This window comes from Micromonospora sp. WMMD987 (genome assembly GCF_029581435.1).
Lineage (GTDB): Bacteria > Actinomycetota > Actinomycetes > Mycobacteriales > Micromonosporaceae > Micromonospora > Micromonospora rifamycinica.
Genome location: NZ_CP120861.1, coordinates 4009678 through 4027646, shown reverse-complemented (window position 1 = coordinate 4027646; position 17969 = coordinate 4009678). Strand labels below are relative to the sequence as shown.

Annotated in this window: 16 protein-coding genes; 7 read left to right on the top strand and 9 right to left on the bottom strand. The window is 73.5% G+C overall.

Going from position 1 to position 17969, the window contains the following annotated elements:
* Positions 1–146: 146 nt before the first annotated feature.
* Complete coding sequence (locus tag O7612_RS16980; RefSeq protein ID WP_282265426.1) at positions 147–1169, bottom strand: glycoside hydrolase family 43 protein; 1023 nt, start codon at positions 1167–1169, stop codon at positions 147–149.
* A gap of 218 nt (positions 1170–1387) precedes the next feature.
* On the opposite strand from O7612_RS16980, the gene O7612_RS16975 reads away from it, so the two are divergent.
* On the top strand, positions 1388–2260 hold the full coding sequence (locus O7612_RS16975; RefSeq protein ID WP_282265424.1) for an endonuclease/exonuclease/phosphatase family protein: 873 nt from the start codon (positions 1388–1390) through the stop codon (positions 2258–2260).
* 119 nt (positions 2261–2379) lie between these two features.
* On the top strand, positions 2380–3912 hold the full coding sequence (locus O7612_RS16970) for an NAD(P)-binding domain-containing protein (protein WP_282265422.1): 1533 nt from the start codon (positions 2380–2382) through the stop codon (positions 3910–3912).
* Between the two features lie 81 nt (positions 3913–3993).
* On the opposite strand, the gene O7612_RS16965 is transcribed toward O7612_RS16970, so the two are convergent.
* Positions 3994–5268 (bottom strand): DUF6596 domain-containing protein, encoded by a 1275-nt coding sequence (locus O7612_RS16965; RefSeq protein WP_282265420.1) that lies wholly within the window; start codon positions 5266–5268, stop codon positions 3994–3996.
* A gap of 9 nt (positions 5269–5277) precedes the next feature.
* Positions 5278–5679: a YciI family protein gene (locus O7612_RS16960; RefSeq protein WP_282265418.1), complete on the bottom strand. Its 402-nt coding sequence runs from the start codon at positions 5677–5679 to the stop codon at positions 5278–5280.
* Between the two features lie 441 nt (positions 5680–6120).
* Here O7612_RS16960 and O7612_RS16955 point away from each other — a divergent pair, with 441 nt between their 5' ends.
* A complete protein-coding gene (locus tag O7612_RS16955) occupies positions 6121–6888 on the top strand; it encodes a neutral zinc metallopeptidase (protein WP_282265416.1) in 768 nt (255 codons plus the stop codon).
* 119 nt (positions 6889–7007) lie between these two features.
* Positions 7008–7655: an HAD family phosphatase gene (locus tag O7612_RS16950; protein ID WP_282265414.1), complete on the top strand. Its 648-nt coding sequence runs from the start codon at positions 7008–7010 to the stop codon at positions 7653–7655.
* A gap of 144 nt (positions 7656–7799) precedes the next feature.
* On the opposite strand, the gene O7612_RS16945 is transcribed toward O7612_RS16950, so the two are convergent.
* The 5 genes from O7612_RS16945 to O7612_RS16925 form a co-directional block, all read right to left on the bottom strand.
* On the bottom strand, positions 7800–10352 hold the full coding sequence (locus O7612_RS16945) for an FtsX-like permease family protein (protein WP_282265412.1): 2553 nt from the start codon (positions 10350–10352) through the stop codon (positions 7800–7802).
* On the bottom strand, positions 10352–11119 hold the full coding sequence (locus tag O7612_RS16940) for an ABC transporter ATP-binding protein (RefSeq protein WP_282265410.1): 768 nt from the start codon (positions 11117–11119) through the stop codon (positions 10352–10354). The genes O7612_RS16945 and O7612_RS16940 overlap by 1 nt, the downstream gene beginning before the upstream one ends.
* Before the next feature lie 355 nt (positions 11120–11474).
* On the bottom strand, positions 11475–12200 hold the full coding sequence (locus O7612_RS16935) for a response regulator transcription factor (RefSeq protein WP_282265408.1): 726 nt from the start codon (positions 12198–12200) through the stop codon (positions 11475–11477).
* Between the two features lie 20 nt (positions 12201–12220).
* Positions 12221–13414 carry a sensor histidine kinase gene (locus O7612_RS16930; protein ID WP_282265406.1) on the bottom strand — a complete coding sequence of 398 codons (1194 nt, stop codon included), beginning with the start codon at positions 13412–13414 and terminating at the stop codon, positions 12221–12223.
* Between the two features lie 227 nt (positions 13415–13641).
* Positions 13642–14553, bottom strand: a complete 912-nt coding sequence (locus O7612_RS16925) for a PD-(D/E)XK nuclease family protein (protein ID WP_282265404.1) — start codon at positions 14551–14553, stop codon at positions 13642–13644.
* An 81-nt stretch (positions 14554–14634) separates the two neighbouring features.
* Between O7612_RS16925 and O7612_RS16920 the strand changes: the two genes are divergently transcribed.
* The 3 genes from O7612_RS16920 (at position 14635) to O7612_RS16910 (ending at position 17489) form a co-directional block, all read left to right on the top strand.
* Positions 14635–15780 (top strand): site-2 protease family protein, encoded by a 1146-nt coding sequence (locus O7612_RS16920; RefSeq protein WP_282265402.1) that lies wholly within the window; start codon positions 14635–14637, stop codon positions 15778–15780.
* A 65-nt stretch (positions 15781–15845) separates the two neighbouring features.
* Positions 15846–16835, top strand: a complete 990-nt coding sequence (locus tag O7612_RS16915; protein WP_282273943.1) for a tRNA (adenine-N1)-methyltransferase — start codon at positions 15846–15848, stop codon at positions 16833–16835.
* 81 nt (positions 16836–16916) lie between these two features.
* A complete protein-coding gene (locus tag O7612_RS16910) occupies positions 16917–17489 on the top strand; it encodes a hypothetical protein (RefSeq protein ID WP_282265400.1) in 573 nt (190 codons plus the stop codon).
* A gap of 146 nt (positions 17490–17635) precedes the next feature.
* Here the strand turns inward: O7612_RS16910 and O7612_RS16905 are convergent, their stop codons facing one another.
* On the bottom strand, positions 17636–17932 hold the full coding sequence (locus O7612_RS16905) for a ferredoxin (protein WP_282265399.1): 297 nt from the start codon (positions 17930–17932) through the stop codon (positions 17636–17638).
* Positions 17933–17969: the final 37 nt, after the last annotated feature.

The following is a 17969-nucleotide window of genomic DNA, read 5'->3' as shown; positions in this document are numbered from 1 at the left end:
TCCCCCTCCACCCCGGCAGGGTGACCTGCACCCCCGGCAGGGCGACGACGCTCACCATTGCAGCAGGGTGATGGTCGTCGCCACCCCGGCAGGCCGTCCGAGGCTGAGCCGGACCGGCCGGGTGGTCCGCTCCTACCTCCCCACTGTCAGAGGAAGCCACCGACGCGGGGCGTCGCGCCGTCCCAGCGGAAGATCGCCGCGTACAGCGCCCGGCGGGCGTCGGCCGGCAGCGAACCGTCGGCCCGCTGCCGGCACGGGGTGGTGCCGGAGCAGACCCAACCGTGCAGGAAGAGCCGCTGCTCGTCGTCGACCAGGGCCGGGACGAGATCCGCGCCTCCCGGGCCGCAGATCCCGGTGCCGGCCGTGGTGAGCAACGAGTGCTCGGTCCTGCCCTGGAAGTCCCACCGGTCGGTGGAGGTGAGGTAGACGGTGGCGTAGCTGCAGTTGTCGTAGCCGTACCGGGAGGCGAACAGCACGTACGTGGAACCCCGCTGGCGCAGCACGGGGTTCTCGATGATGCCGCTGTTGCGGACCAGCTCGCCGCTGGCGTTGCCGACCCAGCGGGTGCCCGTGTCGTCGAGCCGCAGCATCCGGATCGACGACGGGGTCTGCTGCGTCTTGTAGAGCACGAACCGCTTGCCGTCGGCGTCCTCGAACGGGGACGGGTCGATCACCCCGGCGGCCGCGACCGGCCGCCCCGCCACCACGTCGTCCGCGCCGTGCGCGCCACCCGGGCAGACCAGCGGCGCGTCGCCCACCGGCGTGTACGGCCCGTCGACGGTGTCGGCGGTGGCGGCCCCGATGCACCGCTGCCCGTTCTTGCCCTTGGCGGGCAACGAGTAGTAGAGCACCCATCCGGTGGCGGTACGGACCGCGTCGGGTGCCCACACCGCGCCGTTCTCGGCCCAGTCCGGGACCGACCCGAGGGCCGTGCCGAGGGCGCTCCACGGCCCGGACGCGGTGTCGCCCCGGTGGGCTGGGGCGCGGGTGCCGGTGGCGAACACGACGAAGGTGTCGTTGTGCCGCACCACGCCGGGATCGGCGATCCCGCCCGAGGGGGCGTACACCGGTTGCGGGGTGGCCGCCGCGGCGGGTGCGGCGGCGGTGCCGGCGACGAGCGCCACCACGACGGCGGTCAGCGCCGGTCGCCAGATCCTTCGTGGATGCATGGGGTCTCCCTGACGTGACAGGCGGCCGGGCGGGCCGTCGGGGCCGACGTCGACCGTGCCGCGCGACGTCGCCGGACAGGGTCAGCGATTTACTCCCGACAATGTGGCACCGTTGGTCAACGGCTTGAAAGTAAGCTACCGTGCCGTCGTTGGGCAAGATTAAATTCTTCACGACCGGGTCCTGCCGGGCCGTCGTCGGTGTTCGGGAGAGGGTTGCCATGGCACGCGGAAAACTCTGGTCGATGCGCGGGGCGGGTGCCCTGGTCGGCGCGGCGGTGCTGCTGGTGAGCCTGGTGCCGGCGACCCCCGCCGCCGCGAACTCCACCTTCAAGGCGGCGACCCTCAACATCCTCAACGAGTTGAACCAGGCCGACTTCGTCCACGACCTGGAGCTGATCACCGCGAAGGCGGACCTGGTCGGGCTCAACGAGGTCGGCAACCGCAAGGCGTACCTGCAGAACTGGGCGGCGGACAACGGCTGGTGGCTGTACGCGCCCGAGCCGACGCAGGCGGCCAACGAGGCGCTGCTGGCCCGCAAGAGCATGTTCGACGTGCTGGACAAGGGGTCGAACTTCGTGTGCGACACCAACGGGCCCGGCGAGGTGCCGCCGGCCCGCTACAACAACTGGATCCGCTACCGGCACAAGGCGACCGGCCGCAGCGTCTACCACCTCAACGCGCACGCCAACGCGAGCATCGAGAACAACGGGCGGCCCGAGGACCTGCCCCGGACCGCGTGCGCCGAGCAGCAGTTCCAGGCCCTGAAGAACCTGGCGGCGGCCAAGAAGGACTCCGGCCAGGTCATCGTCAGCGGCGACCTGAACGTCGACTTCAGCGCCGACCGGGCGTACGGGTACCAGAAGTTCCCGTGGAAGGTCTTCGAGGCCAACGACCTGCCGAACCTGCGGTCCTGCTACAACCTGTACGGCGAGAAGGGCAACGGGACGCACGGTAACCGGCACATCGACTACATCTACTTCTGGAAGCGCGTCGAGGAGCACCGCGAGATGTGGATGACGGACTACAACATCGTCAGCGGCACCAACTCCGACCACAACGGCGTGGTGGCGGCGTTCACCATCTCGTCGTAGCCACCGGCCCGGCGGGGCCTGCCCGACAGGCCCCGCCGTCGCCGGTCGTCGATCATTGACACGTATCGTGGTCCACCTCATCGTCGGGGCAACCGCCTCCGTGTCGAAGGGTTCGCCTGATGGTCGACACCGCCCACACGTACGTCATCGTGGGAGCCGGTCCCGCCGGCCTGCAGCTCAGTTACCAGCTCCAGCAGCAGGGCGCCGACTACCTGACGCTCGAACGCAGCGCCGAGCCCGGCGGGTTCTTCCGACGGTTCCCCCGCCACCGTCGGCTGATCTCGACCAACACGGTGCACGCCGACGGCGCCGACGGGCGGACCCGGCTGCGGTGGGACGGCAACTCGCTGCTCAACGACTCCCCGGAGCTGCTGTTCCCGAACTTCAGTCAGGAGTACCAGCCGGCCGCCGACGACCTGGTGCGCTACCTCGCCGAGTTCCAGCGGGTCCACCAGCTCCGGGTCCGCTACGGCACCACGGTCGAGCGGATCACCCGGGAGGACGACGGGTTCAGCGTCCGCACCGACCGGGGCGGCGTGCGGGCGCGCTGCCTCGTGGTGGCCACCGGATGGGGTCGGCCGTTCGTGCCGGACATCCAGGGCATCGAGCACGCCACCGGGTACGAGGAGATGGACGTCGACCCCGACCGGTACGCCGGCAGACGGGTCCTGATCCTCGGCAAGGGCAACGCGGCGTTCGAGACCGCCTCGGCCATCCTCGGCCGGGCGTCCACGGTGCACCTGGTCAGCCGGCGGCCGGTGCGGCTGGCCTGGCAGACCGGGCACCCCGGCGACGTCCGGGGTCGGTTCGGGGCGGTTCTCGACAGCCACCGGTCCACCGCGCCGCACGCGGTGCTCGACGGCACCGTCGACCGGATCCGGCCGGTCGACGGGGGCTTACGGGTCCGGGTCACCCACACCGGGGGTGAAACCACCGAGCTGGACTACCACGAGGTGTTGCGCTGCACCGGCTTCCGGATGGACACCACCGTGTTCGACGCCGGGTGCCGGCCCGAGCTGGTGGACGACGGCCGGATCCCCGCGCTGCGCCCCGACTGGCAGTCGAGCAACGTCGACGACCTGTACTTCGCCGGCACCGTCGCCCAGGCGCGGGACCTGCGGCACGCCTCGTCGCCCTTCATCGACGGGTTCCGGTACAACCTGCGGACCCTCACCCGGATCCTGCGGGAACGCTACGACGACGTGCCGCTGCCGGTCGCGACGACGCCGGGCGAGCCGGCGTCGCTGGCGAAGGTGATGCTCGACCGGGTGAACGGGAGTTCGGCGCTGTGGACCCAGTTCGAGTACCTCGGCGACGTCCTCGTCCGCGACCGGGCCACCGGTGACTTCCGGCACCACGAGGACCTGCCGGAGGACTACGCGCTGGCCCGGTTCGCCGACGCCGCCCACTGGTACACCCTCACCCTGTGCTGGGGCCGCGACGACCACGGCGACGCCCCGGCTGTCGAACGGCACCCGACCCCGGGCCGGGTGAACGCCGCCCTCCATCCGGTGGTCCGGCGGTACCGCCACGGGCAGCTGCTGGCCGAGCGGCACCTGCCGGCGGACCTGTCGGCCGGGTGGCGGCGGCCGGACCGCCACGTCCAGCCGCTGGTGGAGTTCCTGATGGGGAACCTCAACGGCGGATCGTGACGGGTCGGGCGGTCCGGCCGCGCCGGGGCGTCGCCCATCGTCGTGAGCAGCTGCGCGCCGGGATCCAGCCGGGGTCCGCGCTCAGCCGCCACCCGGGTCGGGTGCGGCACCGGCGGTCGACGGCTCGGGCAGGCGGGCCGCCCGGCCGTACAGGTAGCGCTGGCGGGGGAGGTTCAGCGACCGTCGGGCCGCCTGTTCGTACGCCCGCCGGGCCCCGGCCGGATCCCCGGCCCGCTCCAGCAGGTGGGCGCGGGCGGCGTACCACCTCGGGTCGTCGCCGATCCGGTCGTCGGCCGCCAGGGCGTCGAGCAGGCGCAGCCCGGCCCCGGGGCCCCGGGCCATCGCGACCGCCACCGCGTGGTTGAGGGCCACCACCGGGTTGTCCGCGATCCGCATCAGCACCTCGTAGAGGGCGACGATCTGCGCCCAGTCGGTCTCCTCGGCGCCCGGTGCCTCGTCGTGCACCGCCGCGATGGCCGCCTGGAGCTGGTACGGTCCGACGTCGCCGCGCGGCAGCACCGCGCTGACCAGGGCCACCCCCTCCGCGATCTGGTCGGCCCGCCAGCGGCGGCGGTCCTGCTCGGCCATCGGCACCAGCTCGCCGGCCGCGCCCACCCGGGCCGGTCCCCGGGCGTCGGTGAGCAGCATCAACGCCAGCAGCCCGGTGACCTCCGGGTCGGCCGGGAGCAGCCGGTGCAGCATCCGGGTCAGCCGGATCGCCTCGGTGGACAGGTCCACCCGGCGCAGGTGCGTGCCGGCGGTGCTGGCGTACCCCTCGTTGAAGATCAGGTACAGCACCTGGCGGACCGCGTCGAGCCGGGCCTCGCGCGCGGCGGCGTCGGGCAGGGCGAACGGCAGCCCGCTGTCCCGGACGCGCTGCTTGGCGCGGGTGATCCGGCGGGCCATCGTGCTCTCGGGCACCAGGAACGCCCGGGCCACCTCGCCGGTGGTCAACCCGCCGACGGCCCGCAGGGTCAACGCGATCTGGGCGGCCGGCGGCAGCGCCGGATGACAGCACAGGAACAGCAGGACCAGGCTGTCGTCGCCCGGATCCGGGTGGTCGGCCGGCGGGGCGAGCCACCGGCCGGCCGGGACCGCCCGCCCGGCGTCGTCCTCCCGCCGGCGGCGGGCCTGCTCACTGCGGAGCAGGTCGGTCAGCCGGCGGGCGGCCACGGTGACCAGCCAGCCCCGGGGGCTGTCCGGCAGGCCGTCGACCGGCCAGCGCGTCGCGGCGGCCAGCAGCGCCTCCTGGACGGCGTCCTCGGCGGTGTCGAAGTGGCCGTACCGGCGGACGAGCGCGCCGAGGACCTGCGGCGCGAGTACGCGCAGCAGGTCCTCGACGGCGGGTGGGCGCACGGTTCCGGCTCAGCCGTCCAGGTCGTCGATGCCGTCGGCGACCGGTCGTACGTCCACGTACCCGCTCTCGGCGTCGGGGTCGACGAACCGGGCGGCGATCTGGGTCGCCCGGTCGAAGCTGGCGCAGTCGACGATGGTGAAGCCGGCCAGCACCTCCTGGGTCTCCGGGTACGGACCGTCGGTGACCACCGGGGAGCCCTGCCGCAGCCGCACCCGACGGGCGTGCACCGGCGCGGTCAGTCCCTGCCCGTCGACCAGCTCGCCGGACTCGGCCAGCTCCTGGTGCACCGCGGCCATGTGGGCGTGCATCGCGGCGACCTGCTCCGGCGTCATCGGCGGCTGCGCGCCGGGCCGCCCGGCCATCGCGTCGTAGTCGCGCTGCGAGCCGTACAACATGATCATGTATTTCATGGTCTCTCCTCTCGACCGGCCGTGGCCCGGCCGGACATCAGAGACGTCGGTGCCGCCGGACCGATCCGGACACCGGCCCCGAGGTTAACCGCCGGCCGGTCGACGGACACCGGTAACGGGGGGGACTACCCACCGTGTCGGTGCGACGACGGTGTGGCCGGTGTCGGGGTGCCGGCGCTGGTGACGATCGGCACGGTCGGTCGGGTCGCCCGGCGCGGCCGGCCCCGCGCCGCAGGGCAGGACGCCCAGGCCGGACAGCAGCGGTACGAGGCACGGCGGCACCTCGCCCGGGACGGGACGATCCGGCGTGGCCGGCCGCACCACCGACCGCCGGGGCGGCTCGATCCGGGTCGCCCATGGTCAACGGGACGCCGGCCGGGCATGATCGTCTGACGGTCGGGGTACACCGACCGCAGCAGCGGGACGCCTGGGAGGCACACGGTGAGGGCAGGCTCGGGACACCGCTCGTACGGACCGCTGGTCGCGGTGCTGACGGCGCTGGTGGTGGCGGTCGGCTGCGCGGCCGGCGGGGTGGGGGAGAGCGGCCCGCAGGAACCCCGCGAACCGGCCCCCCGGCAGTCCTCCCGCCCGGCGGCCCCGGCCTCGCCCGACGCCCAGACCACCCGCGCCGACGGCACCACCAGCGTCGCCGAGTTCAAGAGCGACATCGACGACGCGGTCACCATCGCCGAGCGCTACTGGGCCGCCCGGTTCCGGGCCACCGGCGAGCAGTTCCGGCCGATCCGCCGGATCGTGCCCTACCAGCGGGAGGGCGAGGTCTCCTGCGCCGGGCAGCCGCTGCCCCGCAACAACGCGGTCTACTGCTCCCGGGGCGACTTCATCGCCTACGACGTCAACTGGTCGGTCTCGGCGTTCCGGCAGGTCGGTGACGCGTTCGTGTTCTACCTGCTGGGCCACGAGTACGCCCACGGCATCCAGGTCCGGCTCGGCCTGCGCGCCGACTTCACCATCCAACAGGAGTTGCAGGCCGACTGTATGGCCGGGGCGTACCTGGGCGACTCGGTCCGCGACGGCACCCTGAAACTGGACGCCGGTGACCTGGACGAGTTCCGCGAGGGCCTGCTCGCCGTCGGCGACGACCCCGACCAGCCGTGGTTCGCCGAGGGGTCGCACGGCACCGCCGAACAGCGCACCGACTGGTTCTTCCGCGGCTACGAGCGGTCGCTGGACGCCTGCAACCTCGGCTGAGGAGCAGGTCACGTCCGGGCGGCACGGCGGTGGGCGGTCCGGGCCGGGCTGGCAGGATCGCCCGGAGAACACCACGTGACCGCCAGGAGGATCCGCTGAGCAGCCCACCCCCCGCCGCCGTGCTCTTCGACATGGACGGCACCCTGGTCGACAGCGAAAAGCTCTGGGACGTCGCCCTGTACGAGTTGGCCACCGAGTACGGCGGCACGCTCACCGCAGCGGCCCGGCGGGCGATGATCGGCACCAGCATGGCCGCGTCGATGCGCCTGCTCCACGACGACCTCGGCCAGCCCGACCGGGATCCCCGGGTCAGCGCGGAGTGGATCCACGCCCGGATTCTGGAACTGTTCCGCACCGGTCTGCGCTGGCGGCCCGGGGCGTTGACGCTGCTGCGGGCGGTCCGCGCGGCCGGCATCCCCACCGCGCTGGTCACCTCCAGCGGCCGGGCGCTGGTCGAGGTAGCCCTGGACACCCTCGGCCGGGGCAGCTTCGACGCCGTGGTCTGCGGTGACGAGGTGGACTCGGCCAAGCCGCACCCGGAGCCGTACCTGACCGCGGCCCGGTTGCTGGGCGTGCCGATCGGTCGGTGCGTGGCGATCGAGGATTCGCCGGCCGGGGTGGCCAGCGCGCTCGCCGCCGGTGCGGCGGTGCTGGCCGTGCCGGCGGAGGTGCCGCTGCCGCCGACCGACGGCGTGCACCAGGTGGAGAGCCTGACCGCGGCGGACCTGGAGCTGCTGGCGGCGCTGCTCGGCGAACCGCCCGGCTGAGCCGTCCGCCCGGGTGTGCCGTCCGCCCGGGTGTGCCGTCCGCCCGGGTGTGCCGTCCGCCCGGGTGTGCCGTCCGCCCGGCCCGGGTGGTCACGACGAGGGGGGTTCCGCCGGTCGGCGGAACCCCCCTCGTGGTGTGCGCGGTCAGTCGTGGGCGATCGCGCCCAGCACGTTGATCCGGGCCGCCCGGATCGCCGGCAGCACCGCCGCCACCACGCCGATGACGGCCGCCAGCAGCAGGAACAGCCCCATCTGCCCCCACGGCAGGATCAGGTCGGTGATGCCGTCGTCCTTGAGCGCCCGGACCACCGCGGCACCGAGACCGACGCCCACCACGATCCCGAGTAGCGCCCCGAAGACCGAGATCACCACCGCCTCCACGGTGATCATCCGCATGGTCTGCGCCCGGCGCAGCCCGATCGCCCGCAGCAGGCCCAGTTCACGGGTCCGCTCCAGCACCGACAGGGCCAGGGTGTTCACGATGCCGAGCACCGCGATCACGATGGCCAGCGCCAACAGGATCTGGATCATCGTGAGCAGGCTGTCCAGCGAACCGGTCTGCTGCTCGATGAACGCGTCCCGGTCGGCCACCGACACCTCCGGGCTGTCGGCCAGCAGCGCCTCCACCCGCGGCTGCACGTCCGCCACCCGGGTGCCGGGGGCCAGCTGGATGAACCCCTGGTTGGGCTTGGGGATGGCGAAGTCCTTCACCGCCTGCGGCGGCAGCTGCACCGGGCTGGTCAGCTCGGAACTCTCGTAGATGCCGCTGACCGTGTAGGTGCGCGGCTCGCCCCGGGAGGCCTGCACGGTCACCGTCGAGCCGACCGAGATGCCGCGGGACTCCGCGGCGTCGGAGCTGAACAGCATCTGGTCCGGGCCGAGCCGGCTGATGTCACCGGCGGTCGCCTTCGCCCCGAAGATCCGCTGCAACGCGGTCACGTCGCTGGACGCGGCCAGCCAGGTGACCTTCCCGTCGACCATGCCCATGTCGCCGTACTCGCCGTCGGCCAGCTGCACCCCGGGCAGCGCGGCGACCTTCGTCAGCACCGCCGGGTCGAAGCTCGCCGGACGCGGACCGGTCGACGCCCCGGAGATCACCAGCTCGGCCTTGATGGTGTCCTGGGCCAGCGCGCCGATGCTGCCCTTCGCCGAGTCCAGGATCACCGTCACCCCGGTCACCAGGGCGATGCCGACCATCAGCGCCGCCGCGGTGATCGCCGTGCGGCGCGGGTTGCGGCCGGAGTTGAGCCGACCCAGCTTGCCCGGCACCGACCAGGCGAAGACCGCCCCCAGCAGGGACACCACCGGGCGGCTGATCAGCGGGGTCAGCAGCGCCACCCCGATGAAGGCGAACAGCACCCCGCCCAGGATGACCGGCAGCGTGTTGTCCCCGGCGTTGCCGCTGAGCCCGAGGAACAACAGCACCGCGCCGATCCCGGTGACCACCCCGCCGGTCACGGTCACCCGGGTCAACGGCCGGTCCGGGTTGGCCACGTCCTGCATCGCCGCGATCGGCGGGATACGCGCCGCCCGCAGCGCCGGCAACAGCGCCGCCACCACCGTGATCACCAGGCCGACCGCGAACGAGCCGACCACCGCCGACGCCGGCACCCCGATCCCGGCCAGCGTCAACCCACCGGCCAGGTTGCCGAAGACGTACGCCAGCAGCGCGCCGATGCCGATGCCGGCGCCCAGCCCCAGCACCGAGGCGATCAGGCCGATCGCCACCGCCTCCAGCACCACCGACCCGATGATCTGCCGGCCGCTGGCCCCGATCGCCCGCATCAACGCCAGCTCCCGGGTCCGCTGGGCCACGATGATCGAGAAGGTGTTGAGGATGAGGAACGTGCCCACCAGCAGCGCGACGGCGGCGAACCCGAGCAGGATCTTGTTGAAGAACGACAACCCCTCCTTCAGGCTCGCCGAGGCGTCCGCCGACAGCTGCGCGCCGGTCTTGACCTCGAAGTCCCCGCCCAGGGTGCGGGCCACGTCGTCGCGCAACGTCGCGTCGCTGACCCCGTCGGCCGCCCGGACCGTGACGTTGGTGAAGACGTCCCGCTCGCCGAGCAGCAGCCGCTGCGCCACCGGCGTGGTGAAGGCGACCTCGTTGACCCCGCCGATCGAGTCCCGGTCACCGCTGTAACCGAAGATCCCCACCAGGGTGAAGGTCTGCTTCGGCACCAGCGGGGTCAGCACCCCGACCCGGTCGCCGACCTTCACCTTGCCCGCCTGCGCCAGCGCCGCGTTGACGACGATCTCGTCGTCCGCCCGGGGCTCGTGCCCCTCGCGCAGCTTCACCAGGTCGCTCTCGCCCTGCCAGTTCGACCCGAGCTGCGGCGGCCCGAACGAGGTGACCACCTTGCCGTTACTGCCGATCAGCTGGGCGCCGTCGGTGGTGACCACACCGGTGGCCTCGGCGACCCCGGCGACCGCGCCGATCCGCTGCACCGTCGCCGCCGGCACCGTCGCCGGCACCTGCTCACCCTGCATCTCGCTGAGCGCCACCCTGGGCTTGCCGGCGACGTTGACGTCGACACCCTCGTACGCGTCGGCGAAGACCGCGTCGAACGAGCGGCCCAGCGTGTCGGTGAGCACGAACGCCCCCGAGACGAACATGACGCCCAGCACCACGGCCAGGCCGGACAGCAACAGGCGCACCTTGCGCGCCAGCAGACTCTTGAGGGTGGCCCGCACCATCAGCCGGCCACCTCGACCGGGGTGTCCAGCTTCTTCATGGTGTCCAGCACCGTGTCGGCGGTCGGCTCGATCAGCTCCGAGACGATCTGCCCGTCGGCCAGGAAGACCACCCGGTCGGCGTACGCGGCGGCGGTCGGGTCGTGGGTGACCATCACGATGGTCTGGCCGTGCTCGCGTACCGAGTTGCGCAGGAAGTGGAGCACCTCCGCGCCGGAGCGGGAGTCCAGGTTGCCGGTCGGCTCGTCGGCGAAGATCACCTCAGGGCGGGCGACCAGCGCCCGCGCGCAGGCGACCCGCTGCTGCTGACCGCCGGAGAGCTGCGAGGGCCGGTGTCCCAGCCGGTCCCGCAGGCCCACCGTGTCGATCACCGTGTCGAACCAGGCCGGGTCGGGCTTACGGCCGGCGATCGACATCGGCAGCAGGATGTTCTCCTGGGCGGTGAGCGTGGGCAGCAGGTTGAACTGCTGGAAGATGAAACCCACCTTGTCCCGGCGCAGCTTCGTCAGGCCCGAGTCACCCAGCCCGGTCACCGTGGTGTCGCCGATCTGCACGGTGCCCCTGCTCACCGAGTCCAGCCCGGCCAGGCAGTGCATCAACGTCGACTTGCCCGAGCCCGACGGGCCCATGATCGCGGTGAACCTGCCCCGCTCGAACTCGACGCTGACCCCGCGCAGCGCGGCGACCTGCGCCTCGCCGGTGCCGTAGACCTTCCACACGTCGTTCGCCCGGGCCGCGGCCGGCGATTGCCGGCCTACCGTCACGGTCACGTCATCTACCTCTTCCGTCTGGCTGTGTCGTCCCCACCGCCCCCGCTGGCCGGTGGGGTTGGTCCCATCCTCGGTGCCGGTCGGCGGGTATCCGTCCGACCACGGGCGGACCCGAGGCGGATTTACCGCTGCGGGTCGGCCCGGAGACCGCCTCAGGGTTGCCCCTGAGCCGACGGTCGACCGCGCTACGCCCCACCGGCCGGCGGGACGTCGGCGTCGACGCTAGGACCTGACGTTCCGTCATGGTCAACCGCGCCGCGCCGTCTTTCGTCACGGTAGGTGAGCACGGCAACGCCGTCGTCGCCCCGCCGTCCCTACTCCGGGTACGCCCTGCGGTGGACCCGGCACCACCCGGCTACGCCTTGGGGCGGACCAGCCCCGACTCGTACGCCAGCACCACCGCCTGCACCCGGTCGCGTAGCCGCAGCTTGGTCAGCACGTGCCCGACGTGGGTCTTGATGGTCGTCTCGCTGACCGACAGCGCGGCGGCGATCTCCGCGTTGGACAGCCCCCGGGCCACCTGGACGAGGACCTCCCGTTCCCGCTCGGTCAACGTGCCCAGCGCCTTCGGCGGGGTCGCCGCCGGGTCGGGCAGCGCGGTGGCGAACCGGTCCAGCAGCCGCCGGAGGATGCGCGGTGCCACCACCGCCTCCCCGGCGGCCACCGTCCGGATGGCGGTCACCAGGTCGTCGGCCGGCACGTCCTTGGCCAGGAAACCGCTCGCCCCGGCCCGCAGCGCCCCCACCACGTACTCGTCGAGGTCGAAGGTGGTCAGGATGAGCACCCGCACCGGCAGCCGGGCGTCGACGATCGCCCGGGTCGCGGCCACCCCGTCCATCCGGGGCATCCGGATGTCCATCAGCACCACGTCGGGCAGCAGCCGGCGGGACAGCTCCACCGCCTCCTGACCGTCCCCGGCCTCGGCCACGACGTCCAGGTCGTCCTCGGTGCCCAGCACCATCCGGAACCCGGTGCGCAGCAACGGCTGGTCGTCGGCGAGCAGAATCCGCACCGGCCGTCCCGACGAGGACCGGCCCTCGTCCTGCGGGAAGGGCGGGGCACCGCCGTGCGTCTCGCCCATCTGCCGTCCCCGTTCCCCCGTCATACCGGGACCGTCCCGACCGGTTCCACCGGAATTCTCGCGTACACCCGGAAGCCGCCGCCGGGCCGTGGCCCGATCCGCAGGGTTCCACCGTAGAGGGCGACCCGTTCCCGCATGCCGACCAGTCCGTGCCCGATCCGGTCGGGCCCCGGGGCCGGACCCCGGCCGGTGTCGGTGATCTCCACGACCAGGCCGCCCGCGTCGACGCCCAGCCGGACCGTGGCGACGGCCGTCCCGGCGTGCTTGAGCGCGTTGGTCAACGCCTCCTGCACGATCCGGTAGACGGTCAGCGACACGCCCTCCTCGACCACCGGCACCGGGTCCGCGACCTCCAGGACGACCGGCAGCCCCGCCTCGCGTACCTGGTCCACCAGCGTGGCGATGCCGGCCAGACCGGGCTGCGGGGTGAGGTCGGCGGCCGGCTCCGCGTCGGTGCGCAGCACGTCGAGCAGCCGGCGCAGCTCCCGTAGCGTGGCCCGGCTGGTGTCCTCGATGGTGGTGATCGCCTCGTCGGCGGCGGCCAGGTCCCGGCGCAGCACCCGCCGCGCCCCGGTGGCCAGCACCCCCATCACACTGACGTGGTGGGCGACCACGTCGTGCAGCTCGCGGGCGATCCGCCGCCGTTCGTCGGCCACCGCCTGCTCGGCCAGCGACCGCTGGTTCTCCTCGGCCACCCGGGCGCGCTCCCGCAGCGCCCGCAGCGAGATGCGCCGGGACCGCACCGCACGCCCCACCGCGTAGGCGAGCAACGCGGTGAGCAGGTTGTTGAGCACCAGGTACGCCGGGCCGACGTCGAGCCCGGTGTCCAGCGGAGCGAGCACGTTGAGCGCCGCCACCGGCGTCCAGAGCAGGACCGTGGCGACGACCGCCGCCGACACCGTCCGCTCGACCGCCATGGTGTACGTCAGCACCAGAAACGTCAGGCTCTGGGTGGTCGGGGCGTGCCCGAGCAGCGCCGGCACCGCCAGGGTGCCCAGTGCCGCGGCCACCGCCGGCCACCGCGCGACCCGGCGCAGCGCCACCGGCGCCGCGCACAGCACGCTCCACACCAGCATGGACGACAACTGCCGGGGCCAGAACTCGTGCGGGGTGAGCAGGACGAAGACGGCTTCCACCACCACCAGTGCGACGGCGAGGAGGGCGTCACCGGCCAGTGGCCGGCGTACCCACCATCGCCTGGGCCCCTCGGTCATACCGCGACGCTAGCCGCCCGTCGGGCCGCCGGGTCGTCGCCGACGACGAACCTCGTCTCCTCCTCGCGGACGAGCCGGTCTCCGCCCCGCGGGCGCGGCGACGGCCGTCGCTCGTCGCTCTTGCGGGGCGGCGACCGTCACGCGTCGCTCTTGCGGGGCGGCGACCGTCACGCGTCGCTCTTGCGGGGCGGCGACCGTCACGCGTCGCCCTTCCGGGGCGGCGACCGTCACGCGTCGGCGCCCGGGGCGGCCGGCCGGGAGCGGGCGTCGCGCAGCGGGTCGGCCGCCGCGGCCCGCTGCGGGAACGGCGGCGGGGTGCCGCCGAAGGCCGGACAGTGCGCCTGGTGGTTGCACCAGTCGCAGAGCCGGCTCGGCCGGGGCCGGAAATCCTGCCGTGCGGTGGCCTGCTCGATGGCCTGCCAGAGCGCCACCACGGTGCGCTCGAAGCGGAGCAGCTCCTCGGCGTCGGGGGAGTAGTCGCAGACCTCGGCGTCCTTGAGGTAGAGCAGGCGCAGCACCCGGGGCACCACGCCCCGGGTGCGCCACAGCACCAGGGCGTAGAACTTCAGCTGGAACAGCGCCCGCGCCTCGAACGCCTCCCTCGGTGCGCCGCCGGTCTTGTAGTCGACCACCCGCAACGCCCCGTCCGGGGCCACGTCGAGCCGGTCGAGGTAGCCCCGGATGAGCAGCTCGTCGTCGACCACCGCGGAGATCAGGCTCTCCCGCTCGGCGGGCTCCAGCCGGCGCGGATCCTCCACCGCGAAGTAACCCTCCAACAGCGCCGCCGCCGACCGGAGGAACCCGGCGGTGCCCGCCTCGTCGGCCGGGTCGAACAGGCCGGCCAGCTCGGGCTGCCCGGCGACCAGCCGGTCCCACTGCGGGCCGACCAGGTCACCGGCGGCCTCGGGGGTGCGACCGCCCGCCGGCAGGTCGAACAACCGCTCCAGCACCGCGTGCACCAGGGTGCCCCGCGCCTGCTCGACGCTGGGGCGCTCGGGCAGCCGGTCGATGCTGCGGAACCGGTAGAGCAGCGGGCAGGTCTTGAAGTCGGCGGCCCGTGACGGCGACAGCGAGGCCCGGACCGTGGCGGGCAACGCCGCCGGGGAATGCTGCTGGTCGATCATCGGATCCGCCGTCATGCCCCGAAGGTTAGGTCACCGGTCCGACAGGCCCGCGCTCGCCGCACCGGGCATGATCGCGCGGCGCGTAGCATCGGGCCGGTGGAGTCCCGTCCCCCCGAGCCCCGCCGGCGTACCGGCCTGACCGTCGGCCGGGTGTTCGGGGTGCCGCTGCACCTCAACGTGTCGATGCTGCTGCTGACCCTGCTGGTGACGGTCACCTACGCCGAGTTCGCCCGGGACCGGCTCGGGCTGTCCCCGGTCGGCGGCTACCTGATCGGCCTGGGCTTCGTGGTGTCGCTGCTCGGCTCGGTCCTGCTGCACGAGCTGGGGCACGCGCTGACCGCCCGCCGGTACGGCATCGGTGTGCGCGGGATCACCCTGGAACTGCTCGGCGGCTACACCGAGATGGAGCGGGACGCCCCCACCCCCCGGGTGGAGCTGCTGGTCGCCCTGGCCGGACCGGCCGTGTCGGCGGTGCTCGGCGGGATCGCCGTGGCCGTCACGCTGGCCACCCCCGACCACACCCTGGCCCGCCAGCTCGCGGTGCAACTGGCGCTGAGCAACGTGATCGTGGCGGTCTTCAACGTGCTGCCCGGGCTGCCCCTGGACGGCGGCCGGGCGCTGCGCGCCGTGCTGTGGCGGATCACCCGGGACCGGCACCGGGCCACCGAGGCCGCCGGCTGGGTCGGCCGGGTCGTCGCGGTGGGCACCGCCGCGCTGGTCGTGCTGCTCACCGTGCAGCGGATCCTGGCCCCGCTGGTGTTGCCGCTGATGCTGCTGGTCGCGATCACCCTCTGGCGCGGCGCCGGCCAGTCGATCCGGTACGCCCGGATCAGCCGCCGGGTGCCGCTGATCGACCTGGCCCGGCTGACCCGGCCGGTCTTCGCCGTACCCACCGGCACGCCGCTGGCCGAGGCGCAGCGCCGGCACGCCGCCGACGGCCCGCCCGGCTCCACCGTCGTCGTGGCCGACGGCACCGGCCGGCCGGTCGCCCTGGTCGACCCGGCGGCGGCGGACGCCGTACCCCCGGGCCGCCGGCCCTGGCTGGCGGTGGACGCGGTGGCCCGGCCGCTGGCCGCCCTGCCGGCCCTGCCGCACGATCTCGACGGCGAGCGGGTGCTGGCGGCCGTCCAGGCCCACCCGGGCGCGCGGTTCGTGGTGACGTCAGGCGAAGATGTCGTCGGCGTTCTGCACATCGCGGATCTCGCCCAGGTCCTCGAACCCACACGGAAGATGAACAGGTGACCGCAGCACATCCCCCCACCCTCCCGGCCGGCGACGGCACACCGCCGTCCGCCGCCACCGCCGAGCTGCCCCCGGTGCACCGGGGGCCGTTCCGCCCCGGCGACCGGGTACAGCTGACCGACCCCAAGGGGAGGATGCACACCGTCACCCTGGAACCCGGCAAGGAGTTCCACACCCACCGGGGCATCCTGGCCCACGACGCGTTGATCGGGCAGCCCGACGGCAGCGTGGTGAGCACCGCCGGTGGCGGGACAGCGTTCCTGGCGCTGCGCCCGCTGCTGTCGGACTACGTGCTGTCGATGCCGCGCGGCGCCCAGGTGATCTACCCGAAGGACTCGGCGCAGATCGTCGCCATGGGTGACGTCTTCCCCGGCGCCAAGGTGCTGGAGGCCGGCGCCGGCTCCGGGGCGCTGAGCTGCTCGCTGCTGCGCGCCGTCGGCACCGGCGGCGAGCTGCACTCCTACGAGGTGCGCGACGACTTCGCCCAGATCGCCCGGCGTAACGTGGAGGCGTTCTTCGGTGCGCCGCACCCGGCCTGGCGGTTGCACGTCGGTGACGTCGCCGACTGCCCGGAGACCGGTTTCGACCGGATCATCCTGGACATGCTCACCCCGTGGGAGACCCTCGACATGGTCGAGCGGGCACTGGTGCCCGGTGGCGTGTTCATCGGCTACGTGGCGACCACCCCGCAGCTGTCCGAGCTGGTCGAGGCGCTGCGCGAGCGCGGTGGCTGGACCGAGCCGCGGGCCTGGGAGTCCCTGGTGCGCGACTGGCACGCCGAGGGGCTCGCCGTCCGGCCGGACCACCGGATGATCGCGCACACCGCGTTCCTGGTCTGCGCGCGTAAGCTCGCGCCGGGGGTCACCGCGCCACCGCGTCGCCGCAAGCCGAGCAAGGGCGCCGAGGCCTACGCCGAGCGCAAGCAGGCGCTGCGCGAGGCGGCGGCGGCCCGGGAGGCGGCGGCACAGGCCGTCGCCGCCGGCGGGGCGACCGGCGGAGTCGACGGGGCGACCGTCGCCGCCGGTGGGTCTGCCGACGGGACGGACCGGTCGTGACGGCGGATCGGAGCGGCTGGGCGTGAACGGGCGGATTCCGGCGGCGCGTGCGGGCCGACGGTGTGACCTGGGGGAGAGGGCATGAGTCAGCCGGGTTTCGGCGGCGGCGAGTTGCCGGCCGTGTTCCCGGACTGGTCGCCGTACCAGGATCTGGAGTCCGCCACGCGGGCCTACCTGCGCGACCCGGACATCGCCCTGGAGGCGCTCGGCGGGGTGCTGCGGGGGGCCTCGGTGCTCGGGTTCACCCTGGAACGCTTCGTCAACGAGGTCAACGGGGTGTGGCAGGAGGTCGTCGTCTGCGACGGCAGCCGGTTGGTGCTCTGGCACGGTGAGGACGTGCCGCCGGGGGAGGGGCCGCCCGGGTCGATGACGTCCTCACTGCGGGTGGTGCCGGTCTCCACCGTCACCGAGGTGGGCTGCCGACGTCGGCTGACCAGGGCCGACAACGGTGAGGTACGGGTCGACAGCATCGACGTCTACCTGCTGCTCACCTCGCTGGACGAGGCCCCGCCCGGTGACGAGATGGTCGGTGCGCCCCGGCACGACGCGTTGCGCTTCGGCAAGACCCTCGACGACGGCGGGGCCGGTCAGATCGCCCGGTTGGAGGAGTTCGCCCGGTTGGTCGCCTCGGTGGTCGGCCGTCCGCTGCTGTAGCCGGCCGGTCGGATCGTGAGTGACGGTCGTCACGTACGGCCCGACCGCCGTCGTCCGGCGGAGTCGTCTTTCCGACGATCGGCCCCGGGGTGGTCACCGCCCCGGGGTCGGTCCGCCGGCACCGGGGTGCGGAGCGCCCGGCGGTGTCAGCCCTCCTCGGCCTCGGGGCCGGCCACCTCCACACCGTCGCCGCCGCGCACCACGTGGATGCACTCACCCGGGCACTCCTTCGCGGAGTCGATCACTTCCAGCCGCAGGTGTTCCGGCACGTCGACCCGGCTACCGGGGGCGAGTCGCAGCTCACCGTCGGTGCCCTTGACGTACGCCAGACCGTCGACGTCGAACTCGAAAACCTCCGGCGCGTACTGCACGCAGAGCCCGTCACCCGTGCAGAGATCCTGGTCGACCCAGACCTGCAACTCGTCGGTAGCGACGTCGCTCACCCCGCACCCCCCATGTTCTCCCGTCCCACTCCCCGAC